The organism is Streptomyces macrosporus (assembly GCF_039533145.1).
Taxonomy (GTDB): Bacteria; Actinomycetota; Actinomycetes; order Streptomycetales; family Streptomycetaceae; genus Streptomyces; species Streptomyces macrosporus.
The window spans coordinates 1-19,719 of the sequence record NZ_BAAASZ010000016.1; the positions used below are offsets into that span (position 1 = coordinate 1).

Consider the following 19,719-nt stretch of genomic DNA (forward strand, 5'->3'; position numbering starts at 1 on the left):
TGGAGGTGGCCCCGGCGTACGACCACGCCGAGATCACCTCGGTCGCCGCCTCCCACACCGCGTACGAGCTGACGACGCTCATGGCGCGCCGGATCGCGGAGGAGCGGGCGTAGCGCGTCCGCCCGGCCTCACTCGGCGAGGAGGTCGTCCGGCGCCGAGCGCGCCAGGGCGGCGAGGGTGCCCAGCGCGCGGTCGAGGACGTCGGGCGGCGGCGAGGCCAGGCCGAGGCGCACCGCGTTGGGCGCCCGGGAGTCGCCGACGGCGAACGCCGCCGCGGGGGTGACCGCGATGCCGTGCCGGGCCGCGGCGGCCACGAAGGTGTCCGCCCGCCACGGGTGGGGGAGCTCCCACCAGCAGGAGTACGCGTGCGGGTCGCCGCGCACCGCGAAGCCGTCCAGGCGGCGCGCGGCGATCTCCCGGCGCGCGGCGGCGTCCCGCCGCTTGGCCCGTGCGACGGCGCGCACGGTGCCGTCGGCCGTCCAGCGGACCGCCGCCTCCAGGGCGAACCGCGTGGGGCCCCAGCCGCCCGACCGCAGCGCGGTGGCGACGGCGTCCCGCAGGGAGGGCGGGACGACGGCGAACCCCACCGTCAGACCGGGCGCCAGCCGCTTGGAGAGGCTGTCGACGAGGACGGTCCGCTCGGGGGCCAGGGCGGCCAGCGGCGGCGGGGCGGTCGACGGCGGGTCGTCGTGGAGGAAGGCCCAGACGGCGTCCTCGATCGCGTGCACGCCCAGCCGGCCCAGGACGTCCGCCAGCTCCGCCCGCCGTCCCTCCGGCATGACCAGGCCCAGCGGGTTGTGGAGGGTCGGCTGTACGTAGACGGCCCGCAGCGGCGCGGTGCGGTGGGCGGCGGCGACGGCCTCCGGGACCAGGCCGGCCTCGTCCACGGCCAGCGGAACGAGCACCACGCCGAGCCGCGCCGCGATGGCCTTGAGCACCGGGTACGTCACCTCCTCGACGCCCAGCCGCCCGCCCGCCGGAACCAGTGCGGAGATCGACGCGGCGATCGCCTGGCGACCGCCGCCGGCGAACAGCAGCCGGGCCGGGTCCGGCCACCGGCCGCCCCGGGCGAGCAGCGTGCGGGCGGCGTCCCGCGCGGCGGCCGTGCCCGTGACGCCGACGGGCCGCACGGCGGACTCCAGGACGTCCGGGCGCAGCAGCGGTTCGAGCCCCGCGGCGAGGAGCGCGGACTGCTCGGGCACCACCGGGTGGTTGAGTTCCAGGTCGATCCGCCGCTCCGAGGGCTCGGCCAGCGCCGGCCCCGACGTCCGGGCGGAGGCCCGGACGAAGGTGCCCCGGCCGACCTCGCCCACCGTCAGGCCGCGGCGGCCCAGCTCCCGGTAGACGCGGGCGGCCGTGGAGTCGGCGATGCCGTGCCGCCGGGCGAACTCCCGCTGCGGCGGCAGGCGGTCGCCCGGCCGCAGCCGGCCCGCGGCGATGTCGGCCGCCACCGCGTCGGCGACCCTCCGGTAGTCCCCCATCCGTCCCGCCTCCCGTGGTCGGCGCCCGCGGTTCCGGGCGCACCGATCCGCCCGGAGTCAAGCACGGAATTGCACCGAGTGCAATTGTTGATATTGCACCGAAATGCATTGCCGCATTACTCTGTGGCGACCGACGGCCCACGCCGCCGGAACCGGGGGATCGGGGGATTCCGAACCGGGGGAGGGTCCGCTCGGCGCCGCCCGCGTGCGCGGTCCGGCCTCCTCGCGCCTCCCGCACACGACATCGTTCACGACCCGTCCGTCGTCTCGAATTCCTCCGGGAGCGCGGCGGCGCACCGGAGAGGCGGAACACACCCGTGATCGAATCGAGCGCCGTGCTGGGCGTGGTGGCGGTTTCCCTGGGAATGGTCCTCACGCCCGGACCGAACATGATCTATCTGGTGTCGAGGAGCATCACCCAGGGGCGGCGGGCCGGAATCGTCTCCCTGGGCGGCGTCGCACTGGGCTTCCTGATCTATCTGGTGGCCGCGAACCTGGGCCTGTCCGTCGTCCTCCTGGCCGTTCCGGAGCTCTACGCCGCCGTCAAACTGGCCGGTGCCGCGTATCTCGCGTGGCTCGCCTGGAAGGCCCTGAGGCCCGGCGGCGCGTCCGTCTTCGCTCCACGGGGGGTCCCGCACGACTCGCCCCGCAGGCTTTTCGCCATGGGCCTGACGACGAACCTGCTCAACCCCAAGATCGCCGTCATGTACGTCTCGCTCATCCCCCAGTTCGTCGACCTGCGGGCGGGACACGTGCTGGTGCAGGGATTCGCGCTCGGAGCCGTCCAGATCGTCGTCAGCGTGCTGGTGAACCTGACCATCGTCCTGGCCGCCGGTTCGATCGCGGCCTTCCTCGCCCGGCGTCCCTCCTGGCTCCGCCTCCAGCGCTACGCCATGGGGGGCGTGCTCGGGGCCCTGGCCGTCACGCTGGCCGTCGACGACTCGCGACCCGCCGCGGCGGCGATCTGACCGCCGCGCCGGTTCCGTCCGGTCCGGGTCCGGACGGAACCGGCGCGCCGGCGGGGGCGACCGCCGGTGGTTGCGGGAGCAACCGTTCGTGGGCGCGGAGGGCGCCGCACGGCGCGGCGCGCCTCGCGTACGGGCCGGAACCGGATGGGTTTCGGCCGTCTTTGGCACGGGACGTATCGGACCGTGCGCGGAACGTGTCGACCTTGGCCGAAATCGATCGCCATAACGACGCTGGTGGCCACGGGGTGTGTCCCGGTGCCCCGGGAGCGCCGGGACATCACGAGAAGCCACTGCTTTAACACGCAACGTTACTGAAAATGATCGATGGAGGTGCGTTCCGCGCCGCTTCTCGACAGACTCGCGTTCGCTATCCGTTACACCCCGACGGACGGAAGGACGCGCCATGCGGAACGCGGTGAAGTGCGCCCTGGCGGGCGGCCTGCTGGCGGCGGGCGCGCTCGGCCCGCTCTGCGGAGCGGCCCTCGCCGCGCCGTCGCCCACGGCGCCGCGGGCCCTGGTGCTCGCCGCGGCGCCGGAACGGCCGGAGGACGGGCGGACGCTCACGCTGGTCTGCGCGTCCGACGCGCCGGGCGCCCCCTCCGGCTCGGCACTGGTCTGCACCCGGGTGGACGGCGCCGGCGACCCCGCCGCCCCGACGCACGGCGGCCCGGCGGTCGGCCCGGTGATCGTCGCCGTCGCGGACGACGGACGCCCCGGGCACGCCCGCGCCGGCGACCGCACGGGACTTCCCGAGGACTCCTCCGGGAGGGGGGAGGTGCCCGCCTCCTGAGACGACTCGGGGTCCCGGGCCCACGGCCTCGCCCGGGACCCCGTACGGCGGCCGGTGCGCCGTGCACGCCCGGGGACAGGCGGCGCGAGCGTTCACCGGCGGGTCCCGCGGTCCCTCCTCACCGCGGGGCGGGCCGAACGAGCGGACGGACGGTGAGCCGGTCCTGTGGGGGGTGCTGGCGCACCACCGCCCGTCCACGCCGCGGCCCCACCAGGGCGCGGTCCGGAGAGAATGCCTGGCTCTCCGGGCCGCGCCCCTTCGTCGTCCCCCGGCGGCCCCGTTCGGCGAGCCGCCGGGCGCGAGCCCCCGCCCGGTGACCGGAGCGGTCCCTCCCACTTCCCGTCCCCGGGATGAAACACCCGTCCGGGCGCGTTGGATCATTGCGGCTCCGTGAACACGGGGCTACGAACGGTCACGCACGGCGACGGACGGTCAGCGGGAGGTAACCACGTGGTGGGCACGGAGGCGGAGGAGACGGGGGACGCCCGGCGGCCGGGCTGGGCACGGCGGCTGACGGCGTACTGCCTGCGGTACCGCCGCAACGTAGGGCTGTCCCTGGGCGCCTCGCTCGCCGGGATGGCCGTGATGGCGCTCGTCCCCCTCGTCACCAAGGAGATCATCGACGGCATCGTCGACGGCGGCGGCGACCTGGCGCTGTGGATCGGACTGCTGGCCGCCGCGGCGGTGGTGGTGTACGGGCTGACGTACGTGCGCCGCTTCTACGGCGGCAGACTCGCGCTCGACGTCCAGCACGACCTGCGCACCGAGATGTACGCCTCCCTGGTCCGCCTCGACGGGCGGAAGCAGGACGAGCTGTCCACCGGACAGGTCGTCGGGCGGGCCACCGGCGACCTCCAACTCATCCAGGGCCTGCTCTTCATGGTGCCGATGATGATCGGCAACGTGCTGCTCTTCGCCATCTCCCTGGTGGTGATGGTGACCCTCTCCCCGCTGCTGACGCTGGTGGCGCTGGCCGTCGCGCCGGCGCTGACGTTCATCGCGCAGCGCAGCCGCACCCGGCTCTTCCCCGCCACCTGGTACGCCCAGAGCCAGGCCGGAGTCGTGGCCGGGGTGGTGGACGGGGCCGTCACCGGCGTACGGGTGGTCAAGGGCTTCGGGCAGGAGGACCAGGAGACCGGGAAGCTGCGCGACGCGAGCCGCGAGCTGTTCGCCGCGCGGCTGCGAACGGTGAAGCTCAACGCGCGCTACACCCCCGCCCTCCAGGCCGTTCCCGCGCTCGGCCAGGTGGCGATGCTCGCCCTCGGCGGTTGGATGGCCACCCGCGGCCAGATCACCCTGGGCACCTTCGTCGCCTTCTCCACCTACCTCGCCCAGCTCGTCGGGCCGGTGCGGATGCTGACCATGATGCTCACCGTCGGCCAGCAGGCGCGGGCCGGCGTCGAGCGCGTCCTGGAGCTGATCGACACCGAGCCCGCCATCCGCGAACGCGAGGACGCCCACGAGCTCCCCGCCGACGCGCCCGCCACCGTCGAGTTCGACCACGTGGGCTTCGCCTACGACACCGGACCCGGCGCGCGGCCCGTGCTGGAGGACTTCTCGCTGCGCATCGAGCCGGGCGAGACCGTCGCCGTCGTCGGCACCTCCGGCAGCGGCAAGTCCACCGTCTCGCTGCTGCTGCCGCGCTTCTACGACGTGACCGAGGGCGCGGTCCGGGTCGGCGGCCACGACGTGCGCGACCTGACCTTCGACTCGCTGCGCGCGGCCATCGGCCTGGTCCCGGAGGACAGCTTCCTGTTCTCCGACACCGTCCGCGCCAACATCGCCTACGGCCGGCCCGACGCCACCGACGAGCAGGTGCGGGCGGCGGCGCGCGCCGCCCAGGCCGACGGCTTCATAACCGAGCTGCCGGACGGCTACGACACCCCCGTCGGCGAGCACGGCCTGACCCTCTCCGGCGGCCAGCGGCAGCGCATCGCCCTGGCCCGGGCCATCCTCTCCGACCCCCGCCTGCTCGTCCTGGACGACGCCACCTCCGCCGTGGACGCCCGCGTCGAGCACGAGATCCACGAGGCGCTGCGCGGGGTGATGGCCGGCCGCACCACCCTGCTGATCGCCCACCGCCGCTCCACCCTCTCCCTGGCCGACCGCATCGCCGTCCTCGACGGCGGCCGGCTGGTGGACGTCGGCACCGACGCCGAGCTCCAGGAGCGCTGCGAGCTGTACCGCCGGCTGCTCAGCGACCCGGACGAGCTGGGGGACGTCGAACGCGACCCGGCCGGACTGGCGGCCTCGTCCGGTTCCGCGCCGGACGGCGAGGACGACCGGACCGACGGCATCACCCCCGACCTGTGGATACGCGAGGGCGATCCGGAGGACACCACCGGCACCGGACCCGGCGCGCCCCCGCCCGCCACGGGCGGCGGGCCGGGCATGGCGGGCGTCCTGGCCGGAAGCCCGGCCACCCCCGAACTGCTCGCCAAGGTGGCCGCCCTGCCGCCCGCGACCGACACCCCCGACGTCGACGAGGAGCGCGCCGCCGCCCCCGAGACCTCCTACGGCCTGCGGCACCTGCTGCGCGGCTTCCGCGGACCGCTGCTGCTGAGCCTGGCGCTGGTCGTCGTCGACGCCGTCGCCGGTCTGCTGCTGCCCGTCCTCGTCCGGCACGGCATCGACGAGGGCGTCCAGCGGGTGGCGCTCGGCGCGGTGTGGACCGCCTCCGTCCTGGCGCTGCTGGTCGTGCTCGCCCAGTGGGCCGCGCAGATCGGCGAGACCCGCGCCATCGGCCGCACCGGCGAGCGGATCCTCTACACCCTCCGCGTCAAGATCTTCGCCCACCTCCAGCGGCTCGGCCTCGACTACTACGAGCGCGAGCTGACCGGGAAGATCATGACCCGGATGACCACGGACGTGGACGCCCTGACGACCTTCCTCCAGACCGGCCTGGTCCAGGCGGTCGTGGCGCTGCTGACCTTCTTCGGCATCATGGTCGTCCTCGTCGTGATCGACGCCGGGCTGGCCCTGGTGGTCCTGGCGACCCTGCCGCCGCTGGTCCTGGGCACGATCGTCTTCCGCCGCCACAGCCTGAAGGCGTACGAGCTGGCGCGCGAGCGCGTCAGCGGTGTCAACGCCGCCCTCCAGGAGGGCGTCGCGGGCCTGCGGATCGTGCAGGCGTTCCGCCGCGAGGGCCGGGACGCCCACCGCTTCGCCGACCTCAGCGACGGCTACCGGCGGGCGCGCGTCCACGGCCAGTGGCTGATCTCGGTCTACTTCCCCTTCATCCAGTTCCTCGCCTCCCTGGCCACCGCCGCCGTCCTGGTGGTGGGCGCGAACCGGGTGGGGGACGGCACGCTGACGGCGGGCGCCCTGGTGGCGTACCTGCTCTACATCGAGCTGTTCTTCGCCCCCGTGCAGCAGCTCTCGCAGGTCTTCGACGGCTACCAGCAGGCGGTCGTCTCCCTCGGCCGCGTCCAGGAGCTGCTGCGCGAGCCGACGACGACGCCGGCGCCCGCCCGGCCCCGCGAGGTGACGGGGCTGCGCGGCGAGATCGTCTTCGACGACGTCCGCTTCCGCTACGGCAACCAGGACGGGAGCGCCGGGGACGCCGGCGAGGACGCGCTGTCCGGCATCGACCTGACGATCCCCGCCGGGCAGACGGTCGCCTTCGTCGGCGAGACGGGCGCGGGCAAGTCCACGCTGGTCAAGCTGGTCGCCCGGTTCTACGACCCGACCTCGGGCGCCGTCCGCGTGGACGGGGTGGACCTGCGCGAGATGGACCTGACCGGCTACCGGCGCCGGCTCGGGGTGGTGCCGCAGGAGCCGTACCTCTTCCCGGGCACCGTGCGCGACGCCATCGCCTACGGCCGGCCCGACGCCACCGACGCGGAGGTGGAGGCGGCGGCGCGGGCGGTCGGCGCGCACGACATGATCGCCACGCTCTCCGGCGGCTACCTCCATCCGGTGGCCGAACGCGGACGGAACCTCTCGGCCGGGCAGCGGCAGCTGATCGCGCTGGCCCGAGCCGAACTGGTCCGGCCCGACATCCTGCTGCTGGACGAGGCCACCGCCGCGCTCGACCTGGCGACGGAGGCCCTGGTCAACGAGGCCACCGACCGCCTGGCGGGCCGCCGCACCACCCTGGTCGTCGCCCACCGCCTGACCACGGCCGCCCGCGCCGACCGGGTGGTGGTCCTGGACCACGGCCGGGTGGTGGAGGACGGCACCCACGCCGAACTGCTGGAGCGCGACGGGCGGTACGCCGAGCTGTGGCGCACCTACGTGGGGGAGACGGCGCCCGCGGCGGCGTGAACGCCCCCGGGCACTCCGGGGAGCCGTCCGCGCGGTCGCCTCGACGGCGGTCGCGCGGGCGGCCCGCACCGCTCGGGGACGGCACCGCTCGGGGACGGCTCAGGGACGGCAGAGCGCGGCCAGGTACTCGTCCACCGTCTGCACCACGCCGCCCTCCAGCGGCTCGTCGCCGTCCCGCCAGTGGATCGCGGCGATCTCCTCGGTGGGCGTGAACGGCGGCGTCCCGTCCGTCCCGGCGTCCACCTCGGCGGTGTACACGGCGCCGTACATCACCCGGCCCCTGAGCGAGGTCCGGGCGAACCCGACGAACCGCAGCAGGTCCGGGGCCACGCGCCGGCCGCTCTCCTCCCACAGCTCCCGCGCGGCGGCCCGACGGGGCGTCTCGCCGTCCTCGATGCCGCCGCCGGGCAGCTCCCAGCAGTCGCGCCCGCGCACCCGCACCATCAGCAGCCGGCCCGCTCGCCACAGGACCACCAGCACGTAGCCCACCGGGGCGTCGTCGAAGCGCGTCCCCTCGGGCTCCTCGTGGAAGCCCAGCAGGTCCATCCCCAGCGGTCCGCGGGCCAACGGCGCCGATCCGTCGCTCGCGGCCCCCGGCGCGGCGTCGGTCGTGGCCCCTGTCGCGGCGTCGGTCGCGGCGTCGGTCGTGGCGTCGGTCATGGCGGCGAGCGTACGCCCGGCAAACCGTTCACGGCACCGGGAAATCCGCCACTACCGTGCGGCGGACGAACGCACCCGACCCCTCCGCCCCCAAGGAGACCGTGCGGCGCGGCCACGACGCCCTCTCCTTCCACTACCGCCTCCTTCCACCACCGCGCCGACGACGACGGCGAGGGCCGGTACGGGCCCTGGTTGGCCGAACTGCGCGAGCACGTCCCCGCCGGCGGTGCCGCCATGTGGTGGAGCCACACGGACGCCGCCGAGTACCGCGCCTGGCTCACCCGGACGGGTCCGGTGGTGGGACGCGAGGAGTTCGTCCCCGAGGGCGACGGCGGACACGCGCTGTTCCGGGCGCGCGGGCCCCGCCGAGCGCCCGACGAGCGCCCGACGAGCACGGACGAGCGCGGTGGTCCGGAACCGGCAGGGTGAGCCCAATGGGGTCTGGCGGGGCGCGTGGTGCGCCGGATAGGTTCACGGCGTTTGTGGACAAGCCCAGGGGAGGGCATATGCGCAAGGCGCTCAGAGCGCTGCTGACGCTGGCGGTGCTGACCGGCACCGTCGGGGCCGGCGGCGCGTCGGCCGGAGCCGCCACCGCGGCCGAGGTCGACGTCAAGGACCGCATCCTCGCGATACCGGGGATGAGTCTGATCGAGGAGAAGCCGGTCGAGGGATACCGCTTCTTCGTGCTGAACTACCGTCAGCCCATCGACCACCGCAAGCCCTGGAAGGGAACCTTCCAGCAGCGTCTGACGGTGCTGCACAAGGACGACGACCGGCCCACCGTCTTCTACACCTCCGGCTACGGGCTGAACACCAACCCGGCGCGCAGCGAGCCGACGCGGATCACCGACGGCAACCAGGTCTCCATGGAGTACCGGTTCTTCACCCCCTCGCGCCCCCAGCCCGCCGACTGGTCCAAGCTCGACATCTGGCAGGCCGCCAGTGACCAGCACCGGATCTTCCGGGCCCTGAAGGGGATCTACGACGAGGAGTGGATCTCCACGGGCGGCAGCAAGGGCGGCATGACGGCCACCTACTACCGCCGCTTCTACCCGGACGACATGGACGGCACGGTCGCCTACGTCGCGCCCAACGACGTGAACAACGAGGAGGACTCGGCCTACGACGAGTTCTTCGCCACCGTCTCCACGAAGGAGTGCCGCGACCGGCTGAACGCCGTGCAGCGCGAGATCTTCGTGCGCCGCGACGAGATCGTGGACCGCTACCAGGCGTGGGCGAAGGAGGAGGGCTACACCTTCGAGGTGGTCGGCAGCGCCGACAAGGCGTTCGAGAACGTCGGCCTGGACCTGGTGTGGGCCTGGTGGCAGTACGGCTCCGAGGCCGACTGCGGCGAGGTCCCCCCGGCGAGCGCGAGCACCGACACGCTGTACGAGTTCGTGGACCAGGTGTCGGGCTTCTCCTTCTACACCGACCAGGGCCTGGAGTACTACACGCCGTACTACTACCAGGCGGGCACCCAGTTGGGCTCGCCGAAGTTCGCCACCCCGCACCTGGACGGGCTGCTGCGCCACCCGGGCGTCTACGACCCGCGCTCCTACGTGCCGCGCGACATCCCGATGAGCTTCGACAAGAAGGCCATGCGCGACATCGACAAGTGGGTGCGCACGGACGCCGAGCGGATGCTGTTCGTCTACGGCGAGAACGACCCGTGGGGCGCGGAGCCCTTCCGTCCGGGCCGCGGCAGCGAGGACTTCCACGTCTTCACCGCGCCGGGCGCCAACCACGGCGCCAACATCGCCGGGCTGGAGGAGGACGACCGGGCCACCGCCACCGCCGCCCTGCTGGAATGGGCGGGCCTGGGCGCCGAGGCGTCGACGGAGCGCGAGGCGGCGCCGCTCGCGCCGTACGACGCGAAGCTCGACAAGGCGGAGAAGGCCGACAGGCGGATGCTGCGCCCGTAAGGCGCGGACCGCCCGACACGACGGTGGGCGCGACCGGACTCCTCCGGTCGCGCCCACCGACGCGTTCGGACGGCGTGTCCGTGCGGGGCGGACCGGCGAGTGGGCCGCCCCCCGCGACGCGGCGTCAGTCGGCGCGCGGGGGTGCGGTGGAGGCGCGGGCCATCAGTTCGGTGCGGACGGTCGCCACCCCGCCGGGGGGCGCCGACTCGCGGCCCAGCGCCAGTCGTCCGGCGCGGGCGCCGGCCTCGTGGAGCGGGATGCGGACGGTGGTCAGGGCGGGGGCGGCGTCCGCGCTGAACGGCAGGTCGTCGAAGCCCGCCACGGAGACGTCCTCGGGGATGCGCAGGCCCTGGTCGCGCAGGGCGGCGCAGACGCCGAGGGCGACGGTGTCGTTGGCGGCCAGGACGGCCGTCAGGTCCGGTGCGCGGCGCAGCAGCTCCAAGGCGCCGTCGTACCCGGAGGAGCGGTCGTAGGCGCCGTGCACGGTGAGGTGCTCGGCGTCGGAGAGCAGCGCCGGGTCGTGGTCGGCCAGCGCCGCCCGGTGGCCCTCCAGCCGGTGCCGGGTGGTGGTGCGCTCGACCGGTCCGGCGACGTAGCCGATGCGGCGGTGGCCCAGGGCGAGGAGGTGCTCGGTCAGCCGGCGGGCGCCGCCGCGGTTGTCGAAGGCGACGGTGATCGGCGCGGCGGGCCCGTCCTCGGTCTCGTCCTTGCCGGCGTCCCTGCCGGCCTTTCCGGAGCGGGGCGCGTCCCCCCTCCCGGCCACGGCGTCCTCCGGCAGCGGCGGCCTGCCGCACAGCACGATCCGGGTGCCGGCCTCGGCCATTCGGCGCAGCCGGGCGGCCAGGGCCGCGGTGTGCTTCTCGTCCTCGACCGCGCTTCCGGTGAGGACCACGGCGGCGGCGCGCTGGCGCTGGAGGAGCGTGAGGTAGGTCAGTTCGCGCTCGGGGGAGCCGCCGGTGTTGCACACGACGGCCAGTTTCCGTCCCGCCTTCTCCGGTTCCATCTCGGATTGGACGGCGCTTGCCATGATGCCGAAGAACGGGTCGGCGATGTCGTTGACGAGGACGCCGACGAGGTCGGACGTGGCGGCGGCCAGCGCGCTGGCCGGGCCGTTGACGACGTACTCCAACTCCTCCACCGCGCGCAGGACCCGGCTCCGGGTGGCTCCCGCCACCGGATAGTTGCCGCTGAGTACGCGCGAGACGGTCGCGGCCGAGACCCCGGCCCGGGCCGCCACATCCGCCAGCGTCACTGCCATTCCGTCCTCCGGTGCGGTTCTCGTCTTCGGGTCTTGTCCTGGGTGCTGTGGGCAGGCTAGCTTGCCTTGGTATAGAAAGCGCTTTCTAAAGCGAGAGGGAAACGCTCATGACACGCAGGGTCGTACGGATCGCCATGAACGGCGTCACCGGCCGGATGGGATACCGCCAGCATCTGGTCCGCTCCATCCTCGCCATCCGCGAGCAGGGGGGACTGGACCTCGGCGACGGCGACGTGCTGTGGCCCGAGCCGGTCCTCGTCGGACGCCGCGAGCACGCGCTGAAGGCCCTCGCCGAGCGCCACGGACTCGACCCGGCGGCCGTGAGCTGCGATCTCGACGCCGTCCTGGCCGACGAGAGCGTCGACGTCTACTTCGACGCCCAGGTCACCTCCGCCCGCGAGGCCGCCATCCGCAAGGCCATCGCGGCGGGCAAGCACGTCTACACCGAGAAGCCCACCGCCACCGGCCTGGAGGGCGCCCTGGAGCTGGCCCGGCTCGCCCGCGACGCGGGCGTCAAGCACGGCGTCGTGCAGGACAAGCTCTTCCTGCCGGGCCTGCTCAAGCTCAAGCGGCTGATCGACGGGGGCTTCTTCGGCCGCATCCTCTCGGTCCGCGGCGAGTTCGGCTACTGGGTCTTCGAGGGCGACTGGCAGCAGGCGCAGCGCCCCTCGTGGAACTACCGCGCCGAGGACGGCGGCGGCATCGTCGTCGACATGTTCCCGCACTGGGAGTACGTGCTGCACGAGCTGTTCGGCCCGGTGCGCACCGTCCAGGCCGTCACCGCCACCCACATCCCGCAGCGCTGGGACGAGCAGGGCAAGCCGTACGAGGCGACCGCCGACGACGCCGCGTACGGCATCTTCCAGCTCGACGGCGGCATCGTCGCCCAGATCAACTCCTCCTGGGCCGTGCGCGTCAACCGCGACGAGCTGGTGGAGTTCCAGGTCGACGGCACCGAGGGCTCGGCCGTCGCGGGCCTGCGCACCTGCCGCGTCCAGCACCGCTCGATCACCCCGAAGCCGGTGTGGAACCCGGACCTGCCCGTCACCGAGTCCTTCCGCGACCAGTGGCAGGAGGTGCCGGACAACGAGGAGTTCGACAACGGGTTCAAGGCCCAGTGGGAGCTGTTCCTGCGCCACGTCGCGCTGGGCGAGCCGTACACCTGGGACCTGTTGGCCGGTGCCCGCGGCGTCCAGCTCGCCGAGCTGGGCCTGGCCTCGGCCGCCGAGGGCCGCCGTCTCGACGTTCCGGAGCTGAGCCTGTGATCCGCCTCCCCGACCCCTCCGGCGCCCTGCGCGAGTACACCCCCCGCACCGAGCCCGCGATCCCCGCGCCCGGCGGCCCGCCGCTGGTCTCCCGCACGGTGTTCTCCGCCGCCCACGTCGTCGCCGACCCCTTCGCCGACACCACGCCCGACGGTCCGGCCGCCCTGGACTGGGACGCCACGCTCGCCTTCCGCCGCCACCTGTGGTCCCACGGGCTCGGCGTCGCCGAGGCCATGGACACCGCCCAGCGCGGCATGGGCCTGGACTGGAACACCGCCGCCGAACTGATCCGCCGCTCGGCGGCCGAGGCCGCCGCCTGCGGGGGCCGCATCGCCTGCGGCGTCGGCACCGACCAGCTCACCGGACCCGCCGGCTCCCTGGACGAGATCCGCGCGGCGTACGAGGAGCAGCTCGCCGTGGTGGAGGAGGCCGGCGCCCAGGCCATCGTGATGGCCTCCCGCGCCCTGGCCGCCCTGGCCCGGGGCCCCGAGGACTACGTGGAGCTCTACGGCCGGCTGCTGCGCCAGGCGTCCGAGCCGGTGATCCTGCACTGGCTCGGCCCGATGTTCGACCCGGCGCTCACCGGCTACTGGGGCAGCGGGGACCTGGACGCCGCCACCGAGACCTTCCTCGCCGTCATCGCCGAGCACCCCGACAAGGTGGACGGCGTCAAGATCTCGCTGCTGGACGCGCGTCGCGAGGTCGAGCTGCGCCGCCGCCTCCCCAACGGCGTGCGCTGCTACACCGGCGACGACTTCAACTACCCCGAGCTGATCGCGGGCGACGAGCCCGCGGCGGGCGGACGCTTCAGCCACGCCCTGCTGGGCATCTTCGACCCGCTGGGCCCGCTGGCCGCCGAGGCCGTGCGGGTGCTGGACACCGGCGACCCGGCCGGCTTCCGCAAGCTGCTGGACCCCACCGTCGAGCTGTCCCGCCACCTCTTCCGGGCGCCCACCCGCTACTACAAGACCGGCGTGGTGTTCCTGGCCTGGCTGGCCGGCCACCAGGACCACTTCGCCATGGTCGGCGGCCTCCAGTCCGCGCGCTCGCTGCCCCACCTGGCGCGGGCGTACGAACTGGCCGACTCGCTCGGGCTGTTCCCCGACCCGGCCCTGGCCGAGTCCCGGATGCGGAACCTGCTGGCGGTGTACGGGGTGACGGCATGAGCGCGACCACGCCCCCCGGCGCCCCGGCCCGCTTCTCCATCAACCAGGAGACCGTCAAACAGCTCTCCCTGCCCGACCTGGCCAAGGCGTGCGGCGAACTGGGCGTCGCCGGCGTCGGCCTGTGGCGGGCGCCCGTCCAGGAGTACGGAGTGGAGGCCACGGCCCGGCTGGTGCGGGACGCGGGCCTGACGGTCACCAGCCTGTGCCGCGGCGGCTTCCTCACGGCCGTCGACCCGGCCGAGCGGAGCCGGGCGCTCGACGACAACCGGGCGGCGATCGACGAGGCCGCCGGGATCGGCACCGACACCCTGGTCATGGTCTCCGGCGGCCTGCCGGCCGGCGACCGCGACCTGTTCGGCGCCCGCGAGCGGGTCGCCGACGCACTGGCCGAACTGGCGCCCTACGCGGCCGAGCGCGGGGTGCGGCTGGCCATCGAGCCGCTGCACCCGATGTTCGCCTCGGACCGCTGCGTGGTCTCCACCCTCGGCCAGGCCCTGGACCTGGCCGAACGGTTCCCGGCCGACCGGGTCGGCGTGGTCGTGGACACCTACCACGTCTGGTGGGACGACCGGGCGCCCGCGCAGATCGCCCGGGCGGGCGAGACCGGCCGCATCGCCGCCTTCCAGGTCGCGGACTGGTGCACCCCGCTCCCGGCGGGCGTCCTGCTGGGCCGCGGGCAACTCGGGAACGGCTCGATCGACTTCCGCGCCTGGCGGGACCTGGTCGCCGAGGCCGGCTACACGGGCTGGACCGAGGTGGAGATCTTCAACGAGGAGCTGTGGGCCCGCGACGGACGGGAGGCCCTGGCGGAGACGGTGGAGCGCTTCCGCGCCCACGTGCTGTAGCCGCCCGCGCGCCCTTCGGGCGCCCCGAACCGCCGACGCGGTGGACCCTGTCGCGCCCGGTCCGCGTCGGCCCGCCGCCGTCGCCTCCCGTACCCCGGGGGGCGACGGCGGTGTCAGTCCTTGCCGCGGTCCTGCTCGGTGCCCTGCGCGTCCGTGCGGTCTCCCTCGGCCTGGGACGGCGCCGAGGTCCTGCCGGCCTTCCGGGCCTTCTCGGCCTCCTGGGCGGAGTGCCGCTCGCTCAGCCCACGGGACTGGTCGACGCCCTCGTCGTCGTCCCGCTCGCCCTCGGCCTGGGATGGCGTCCACCCGCTCATGTGCCGCCTCCTTCTCTGCTCTGGTCCGCTGGGAACAGTCGGACGGTGATCGGTCGGCTCGAAGCTCTTGTCGGGTACCCAGACGGGCGCCGAATCCACCCGGAGGCGGCACCGGAGGCAACACCGGAGGCACAGGTCGGCACGGGTGCGGCGGGGTGCGGACGGCCCGGTGCGCGGGCCGGTGGAAAACCCGCGGAAAAAATCACGTCCCGCGGTGCAACCCTTCCGGAGCGTCGTGGGTCATAGCTGGTGTCGGCCGCACCGGGGGGGTGACGGGGGAGGCCGGCGGGGGGCACGAGGGGTCCGGCCGCAGGCCGGACCCCTCGTAAGCGTTCGGGCCGCCGCGCCCGCGACGCGCGGGCGGCGGCTCGGGGCCGTGCCCGAAAACGCCTTCGAAAGCGCCGTCCCCGGCCGCGTTCCGGGGACGTCCGTGCCCCGTCCGGGCGGGCCGACGCCGGGCCGACACCGGATCGTGACCGCCGGACGGGCACCGCGTTCACCACCGGACCGCCCGTCTGTCGGTGGCCGGCGTTACGGTCTGTGACATGTCCTTCCAACCCGCCGTGCTCGAGGGGGTCCTCGAGCGCATCACCTACGCCAACGAGGAGAACGGCTACACGGTGGCCCGTGTCGACACCGGGCGCGGTGGTGGCGAGCTGCTCACCGTGGTCGGCTCGCTGCTCGGCGCGCAGGTCGGGGAGTCGCTGCGGATGGAGGGCCGCTGGGGGTCGCACCCGCAGTACGGCCGCCAGTTCCACGTGGAGAACTACACGACGGTGCTGCCGGCCACCATCCAGGGCATCCGGCGCTATCTGGGCTCCGGCCTGATCAAGGGCATCGGCCCGAAGATCGCCGAGCGGATCGTGGACCACTTCGGCCTGGAGACGCTGGAGGTCATCGAGAACGCGCCGGAGCGGCTGATCGAGGTGCCCGGGCTCGGCCCGAAGCGGACGAAGCTGATCGGCGCCGCCTGGGAGGAGCAGAAGGCCATCAAGGAGGTGATGGTCTTCCTCCAGGGCGTGGGCGTCTCCACCTCGATCGCGGTGCGCATCTACAAGAAGTACGGCGACGCCTCGATCTCGGTGGTGAAGAACCAGCCCTACCGGCTGGCCGCCGACGTGTGGGGCATCGGCTTCCTCACCGCCGACCGCATCGCCCAGGCGGTCGGCATCCCCCACGACAGCCCCGACCGGGTCAAGGCCGGGCTCCAGTACGCGCTGTCGCAGTCCGCCGACCAGGGGCACTGCTACCTGCCGGAGGAGCGGCTGATCGCCGACACCGTGAAGCTGCTCCAGGTGGACACCGGGCTGGTCATCGAGTGTCTGGACGAGCTGGCGGGCGAGGAGGAGGGGGTCGTGCGCGAGCGCGTCCCCGACCCGCAGCACCCGACGGAGACGGTCACGGCGATCTACCTGGTGCCCTTCCACCGGGCCGAGACGTCCCTGGCGGGCCGGCTGAGGCGGCTGCTGCGGGCCGAGGAGGACCGCCTCCCCGCCTTCCGGGACGTGGACTGGGAGGCGGCCCTGTCCTGGCTGGCCCGGCGCACCGGCGCCGAGCTGGCCCCCGAGCAGGAGGCCGCGGTGCGGCTGGCGCTGACGGAGAAGGTCGCGGTGCTCACCGGCGGCCCCGGCTGCGGCAAGTCCTTCACCGTGCGGTCGGTGGTGGAGCTGGCGCGGGCCAAACGGGCGAAGGTGGTGCTGGCCGCGCCCACCGGCCGGGCGGCCAAGCGGCTGTCGGAGCTGACCGGCGCGGAGGCGTCCACCGTCCACCGGCTGCTGGAGCTCAAGCCCGGCGGGGACGCCGCGTACGACGCGGACAGGCCGCTGGACGCCGATCTGGTGGTCGTCGACGAGGCGTCGATGCTGGACCTGTTGCTCGCCAACAAGCTGATCAAGGCCGTGCCGCCGGGCGCCCACCTGCTGTTGGTGGGGGACGTGGACCAGCTCCCGTCGGTGGGCGCGGGCGAGGTGCTGCGCGACCTGCTGGCCGAGGGCGGCCCGGTCCCGGCGGTGCGGCTGACGCGGATCTTCCGGCAGGCCCAGCAGTCCGGCGTGGTGACCAACGCCCACCGCATCAACTCCGGGGTCCCGCCGATCACCCAGGGCCTGTCGGACTTCTTCCTCTTCGTGGAGGAGGACACCGAGGAGGCCGGACGGCTCACGGTCGACGTGGCGACCCGGCGCATTCCCGCGAAGTTCGGCCTCGACCCCCGCCGCGACGTGCAGGTCCTCACTCCGATGCACCGCGGCCCGGCCGGCGCGGGCGTGCTGAACGGCCTGCTCCAGCAGGCCATCACCCCCGCCCGTCCGGACCTTCCGGAAAAGCGCTTCGGCGGAAGGGTTTTCCGAGTGGGCGACAAGGTGACTCAGATTCGCAACAACTACGAGAAGGGAGCCAACGGGGTCTTCAACGGCACGGTGGGCGTGGTCACGTCCCTGAGCCCGGAAGAGCAGCGGCTGACCGTCCGGACCGACGAGGACGAGGAGATCGCGTACGACTTCGACGAGTTGGACGAGCTCGCGCACGCCTACGCGGTGACCATCCACCGCTCACAGGGCAGCGAGTATCCGGCGGTGGTCGTTCCGGTCACCACCGGGGCCTGGATGATGTTGCAGCGCAACCTCCTCTACACGGCCGTGACGCGGGCCAAGCGCCTCGTGGTGCTGGTGGGCTCCCGAAGGGCCCTGGGACAGGCCGTACGGACGGTTTCCGCGGGGCGGCGCTGCACCGCTCTGGACCATCGATTGCGCGGCACGCCGAACCACGCGTAGCTTTCCGGAGGCACTCCGTGCCATTCAACCGCCCGCTGACCGACCCCGAGTGCACCGCACCGCACCGGATGGGAGACAGTGGGAAGAGGACAGGGCACTCGAAGAAGAGGCACTACGTCGGTGAGGGATGACGTGAGCGACAACTCTGTAGTACTGCGGTACGGGGACGGCGAGTACAGCTTCCCGCTGGTGAACAGCACCGTCGGCGACGGTGGGTTCGACATCTCCAAGCTGCGCGCCCAGACCGGTCTGGTGACCCTGGACTCCGGTTACGGCAACACCGCCGCATACAAATCGGCGATCACCTTCCTCGACGGCGAGAAGGGCATCCTCCGCTACCGTGGCTATCCGATCGAGCAGCTCGCCGAGCACGGCACGTTCCTCGAGACGGCCTACCTGCTGATCAACGGCGAGCTGCCCACCGTCGACCAGCTGGACGGATTCAGGAACGAGATCACCCAGCACACGCTGCTGCACGAGGACGTCAAGCGGTTCTACGACGGCTTCCCCCGGGACGCGCACCCGATGGCGATGCTGTCCTCCGTGGTCAGCGCGCTGTCCACCTTCTACCAGGACAGCCACAACCCGTTCGACGAGGAGCAGCGCCACCTCTCCACCATCCGCCTGCTGGCCAAGCTGCCCACCATCGCGGCCTACGCGTACAAGAAGTCCGTGGGTCACCCGGTGGTGTACCCGCGCAACGACCTGGGCTACGTCGAGAACTTCCTGCGCATGACCTTCGCGGTCCCGGCGGAGGAGTACGAGCTGAACCCGGTCGTGGTCGACGCGCTGGACAAGCTGCTCATCCTCCACGCGGACCACGAGCAGAACTGCTCGACCTCCACCGTGCGTCTGGTCGGCTCCTCCCAGGCGAACATGTTCGCCTCCATCTCCGCGGGCATCAGCGCCCTGTGGGGCCCCCTGCACGGCGGCGCCAACCAGGCGGTGCTGGAGATGCTGGAGCGCATCCGGGCCGAGGGCGGCGACGTCGACTCCTTCATCCGCCGGGTGAAGAACAAGGAGGACGGCGTCCGGCTGATGGGCTTCGGACACCGCGTCTACAAGAGCTTCGACCCGCGGGCGAAGATCATCAAGGCGGCGGCGCACGACGTCCTCTCGGCGCTCGGCAAGTCCGACGAGCTGCTGGACATCGCGCTGAAGCTGGAGGAGCACGCGCTGGCCGACGACTACTTCGTCGAGCGCAACCTCTACCCGAACGTCGACTTCTACACGGGCCTGATCTACCGGGCCATGGGCTTCCCGACCACCATGTTCACCGTGCTGTTCGCGCTGGGCCGCCTGCCGGGCTGGATCGCCCAGTGGCACGAGATGATCAAGGAGCCGGGCTCCCGCATCGGCCGTCCGCGCCAGATCTACACCGGCGTCGTCGAGCGCGACTACGTTCCGGTGGAGCAGCGCAAGTAAGCCGTCCGGCGCACCGCGCCACACGGAGGCAGGACACCGCAGGCCCCGCTCCGCACGCCCGTGCCCGGAGCGGGGCCTCCGCGCGTTCCGGGGGCGTGGGAGGTGCGGAGAAACCGTGGAGAAAGAGTGACGCAGTTCACACGAATGGATGGGTAACCTTCCGGGGTCCTCGTGTGTCTAAGGAGGTGGCGGTCGGTACTCCGGCGGAGCCGCCGCCGCCCGCCGTGTTCGTCTGTGGGGGACGAGGACGGTGGTCCGCGGAGGCGACGTGCCTCGGGGGAGCTTGAGCGGCCCTCTCGCCCGTACGTCGCCCGGCAGACACCCGGCCAGGATCCCGTGGGGGGAGTCCATGACCGGGAAAGGAGAGCGCCCTGTGGCGGGCCCGTGGGGGGACTCGTCGCGGGGCGCTCTCGTCTTTTCCGCCGTCTTTTCCGTCTCCGGCGGTACTCGCTGTACTCGTTCGCCGTACTCGTTGCCTCCGCGGCGTCGCGGCCGTCAGCGGAAGGTGCGGAGCCGCAGGCTGTTGGTGACGACGAAGACGGAGGAGAAGGCCATCGCCGCTCCGGCGATCATCGGGTTGAGCAGGCC

At 73.3% G+C, this 19,719-nt stretch carries 14 protein-coding genes and 2 pseudogenes; 11 read left to right on the top strand and 5 right to left on the bottom strand.

Annotated features, from left to right (window positions below; genetic code table 11):
• A pseudogene (locus ABD335_RS08405) lies at positions 1 to 113 on the top strand (agmatinase); the annotation flags it as partial.
• Positions 114 to 128: 15 nt separating this feature from the next.
• On the opposite strand, the gene ABD335_RS08410 reads toward ABD335_RS08405, so the two are convergent.
• Positions 129 to 1,481 (bottom strand): aminotransferase-like domain-containing protein, encoded by a 1,353-nt coding sequence (locus tag ABD335_RS08410; RefSeq protein WP_344321492.1) that lies wholly within the window; start codon positions 1,479 to 1,481, stop codon positions 129 to 131.
• Between the two features lie 317 nt (positions 1,482 to 1,798).
• On the opposite strand from ABD335_RS08410, the gene ABD335_RS08415 reads away from it, so the two are divergent.
• The 3 genes from ABD335_RS08415 to ABD335_RS08425 all read left to right on the top strand — a co-directional run bounded on the left by ABD335_RS08415 (position 1,799) and on the right by ABD335_RS08425 (position 7,505).
• Entirely contained in the window at positions 1,799 to 2,449 is a 651-nt protein-coding gene (locus ABD335_RS08415) for a LysE family translocator (protein ID WP_344321493.1), read from the top strand.
• 403 nt (positions 2,450 to 2,852) lie between these two features.
• Positions 2,853 to 3,239 carry a hypothetical protein gene (locus ABD335_RS08420; RefSeq protein ID WP_344321494.1) on the top strand — a complete coding sequence of 129 codons (387 nt, stop codon included), beginning with the start codon at positions 2,853 to 2,855 and terminating at the stop codon, positions 3,237 to 3,239.
• Positions 3,240 to 3,692: 453 nt separating this feature from the next.
• On the top strand, positions 3,693 to 7,505 hold the full coding sequence (locus ABD335_RS08425) for an ABC transporter ATP-binding protein (RefSeq protein WP_425583577.1): 3,813 nt from the start codon (positions 3,693 to 3,695) through the stop codon (positions 7,503 to 7,505).
• 99 nt (positions 7,506 to 7,604) lie between these two features.
• Here the strand turns inward: ABD335_RS08425 and ABD335_RS08430 are convergent, their stop codons facing one another.
• On the bottom strand, positions 7,605 to 8,165 hold the full coding sequence (locus tag ABD335_RS08430; RefSeq protein WP_344321496.1) for an NUDIX domain-containing protein: 561 nt from the start codon (positions 8,163 to 8,165) through the stop codon (positions 7,605 to 7,607).
• A gap of 192 nt (positions 8,166 to 8,357) precedes the next feature.
• On the opposite strand from ABD335_RS08430, the gene ABD335_RS08435 reads away from it, so the two are divergent.
• Both ABD335_RS08435 and ABD335_RS08440 read left to right on the top strand, forming a co-directional pair.
• Positions 8,358 to 8,594, top strand: coding sequence for a hypothetical protein (locus ABD335_RS08435; protein WP_344321497.1), 237 nt, complete (start codon positions 8,358 to 8,360; stop codon positions 8,592 to 8,594).
• Between the two features lie 77 nt (positions 8,595 to 8,671).
• The gene (locus ABD335_RS08440; protein WP_344321499.1) at positions 8,672 to 10,087 is read left to right on the top strand and encodes a S28 family serine protease; all 1,416 of its coding nucleotides are present in this window, start codon (positions 8,672 to 8,674) and stop codon (positions 10,085 to 10,087) included.
• Between the two features lie 124 nt (positions 10,088 to 10,211).
• Here ABD335_RS08440 and ABD335_RS08445 read toward each other — a convergent pair whose 3' ends face one another.
• Positions 10,212 to 11,345, bottom strand: coding sequence for a LacI family DNA-binding transcriptional regulator (locus ABD335_RS08445; RefSeq protein ID WP_344321500.1), 1,134 nt, complete (start codon positions 11,343 to 11,345; stop codon positions 10,212 to 10,214).
• A gap of 107 nt (positions 11,346 to 11,452) precedes the next feature.
• Here ABD335_RS08445 and ABD335_RS08450 point away from each other — a divergent pair, with 107 nt between their 5' ends.
• Genes ABD335_RS08450 through ABD335_RS08460 form a run of 3 tightly spaced genes read left to right on the top strand, consistent with a single transcriptional unit; the run spans position 11,453 to position 14,621 of the window.
• Positions 11,453 to 12,610 carry a Gfo/Idh/MocA family protein gene (locus tag ABD335_RS08450; protein WP_344321501.1) on the top strand — a complete coding sequence of 386 codons (1,158 nt, stop codon included), beginning with the start codon at positions 11,453 to 11,455 and terminating at the stop codon, positions 12,608 to 12,610.
• Positions 12,607 to 13,776 carry a dihydrodipicolinate synthase family protein gene (locus ABD335_RS08455; RefSeq protein ID WP_344321502.1) on the top strand — a complete coding sequence of 390 codons (1,170 nt, stop codon included), beginning with the start codon at positions 12,607 to 12,609 and terminating at the stop codon, positions 13,774 to 13,776. The genes ABD335_RS08450 and ABD335_RS08455 overlap by 4 nt, the downstream gene beginning before the upstream one ends.
• Entirely contained in the window at positions 13,773 to 14,621 is an 849-nt protein-coding gene (locus tag ABD335_RS08460) for a sugar phosphate isomerase/epimerase family protein (RefSeq protein ID WP_344321503.1), read from the top strand. Before ABD335_RS08455 ends, ABD335_RS08460 begins: the two co-directional genes overlap by 4 nt.
• 113 nt (positions 14,622 to 14,734) lie before the next feature.
• Here the strand turns inward: ABD335_RS08460 and ABD335_RS08465 are convergent, their stop codons facing one another.
• Positions 14,735 to 14,935 (bottom strand): hypothetical protein, encoded by a 201-nt coding sequence (locus ABD335_RS08465; RefSeq protein ID WP_344321504.1) that lies wholly within the window; start codon positions 14,933 to 14,935, stop codon positions 14,735 to 14,737.
• A 545-nt stretch (positions 14,936 to 15,480) separates the two neighbouring features.
• Here ABD335_RS08465 and recD2 point away from each other — a divergent pair.
• Entirely contained in the window at positions 15,481 to 17,706 is a 2,226-nt protein-coding gene (recD2, locus tag ABD335_RS08470) for an SF1B family DNA helicase RecD2 (protein WP_344321505.1), read from the top strand.
• A 132-nt stretch (positions 17,707 to 17,838) separates the two neighbouring features.
• Positions 17,839 to 19,131: a citrate synthase gene (locus ABD335_RS08475; protein ID WP_344321506.1), complete on the top strand. Its 1,293-nt coding sequence runs from the start codon at positions 17,839 to 17,841 to the stop codon at positions 19,129 to 19,131.
• 495 nt (positions 19,132 to 19,626) lie between these two features.
• Here ABD335_RS08475 and ABD335_RS30740 read toward each other — a convergent pair.
• Positions 19,627 to 19,719: pseudogene (locus ABD335_RS30740) on the bottom strand (HAD-IC family P-type ATPase); the annotation flags it as partial.

What these genes read in the sequence shown, in the direction of transcription:
- ABD335_RS08410 (WP_344321492.1), bottom strand. Translation starts at nt 1,481, where the DNA reads ATGGGGGACTACCGGAGGGTCGCCGACGCGGTGGCGGCCGACATCGCC.
- ABD335_RS08420 (WP_344321494.1), top strand. Translation starts at nt 2,853, where the DNA reads ATGCGGAACGCGGTGAAGTGCGCCCTGGCGGGCGGCCTGCTGGCGGCG.
- ABD335_RS08430 (WP_344321496.1), bottom strand. Translation starts at nt 8,165, where the DNA reads ATGACCGACGCCACGACCGACGCCGCGACCGACGCCGCGACAGGGGCC.
- ABD335_RS08440 (WP_344321499.1), top strand. Translation starts at nt 8,672, where the DNA reads ATGCGCAAGGCGCTCAGAGCGCTGCTGACGCTGGCGGTGCTGACCGGC.
- ABD335_RS08445 (WP_344321500.1), bottom strand. Translation starts at nt 11,345, where the DNA reads ATGGCAGTGACGCTGGCGGATGTGGCGGCCCGGGCCGGGGTCTCGGCC.
- ABD335_RS08450 (WP_344321501.1), top strand. Translation starts at nt 11,453, where the DNA reads ATGACACGCAGGGTCGTACGGATCGCCATGAACGGCGTCACCGGCCGG.
- ABD335_RS08460 (WP_344321503.1), top strand. Translation starts at nt 13,773, where the DNA reads ATGAGCGCGACCACGCCCCCCGGCGCCCCGGCCCGCTTCTCCATCAAC.
- ABD335_RS08465 (WP_344321504.1), bottom strand. Translation starts at nt 14,935, where the DNA reads ATGAGCGGGTGGACGCCATCCCAGGCCGAGGGCGAGCGGGACGACGAC.
- recD2 (WP_344321505.1), top strand. Translation starts at nt 15,481, where the DNA reads ATGTCCTTCCAACCCGCCGTGCTCGAGGGGGTCCTCGAGCGCATCACC.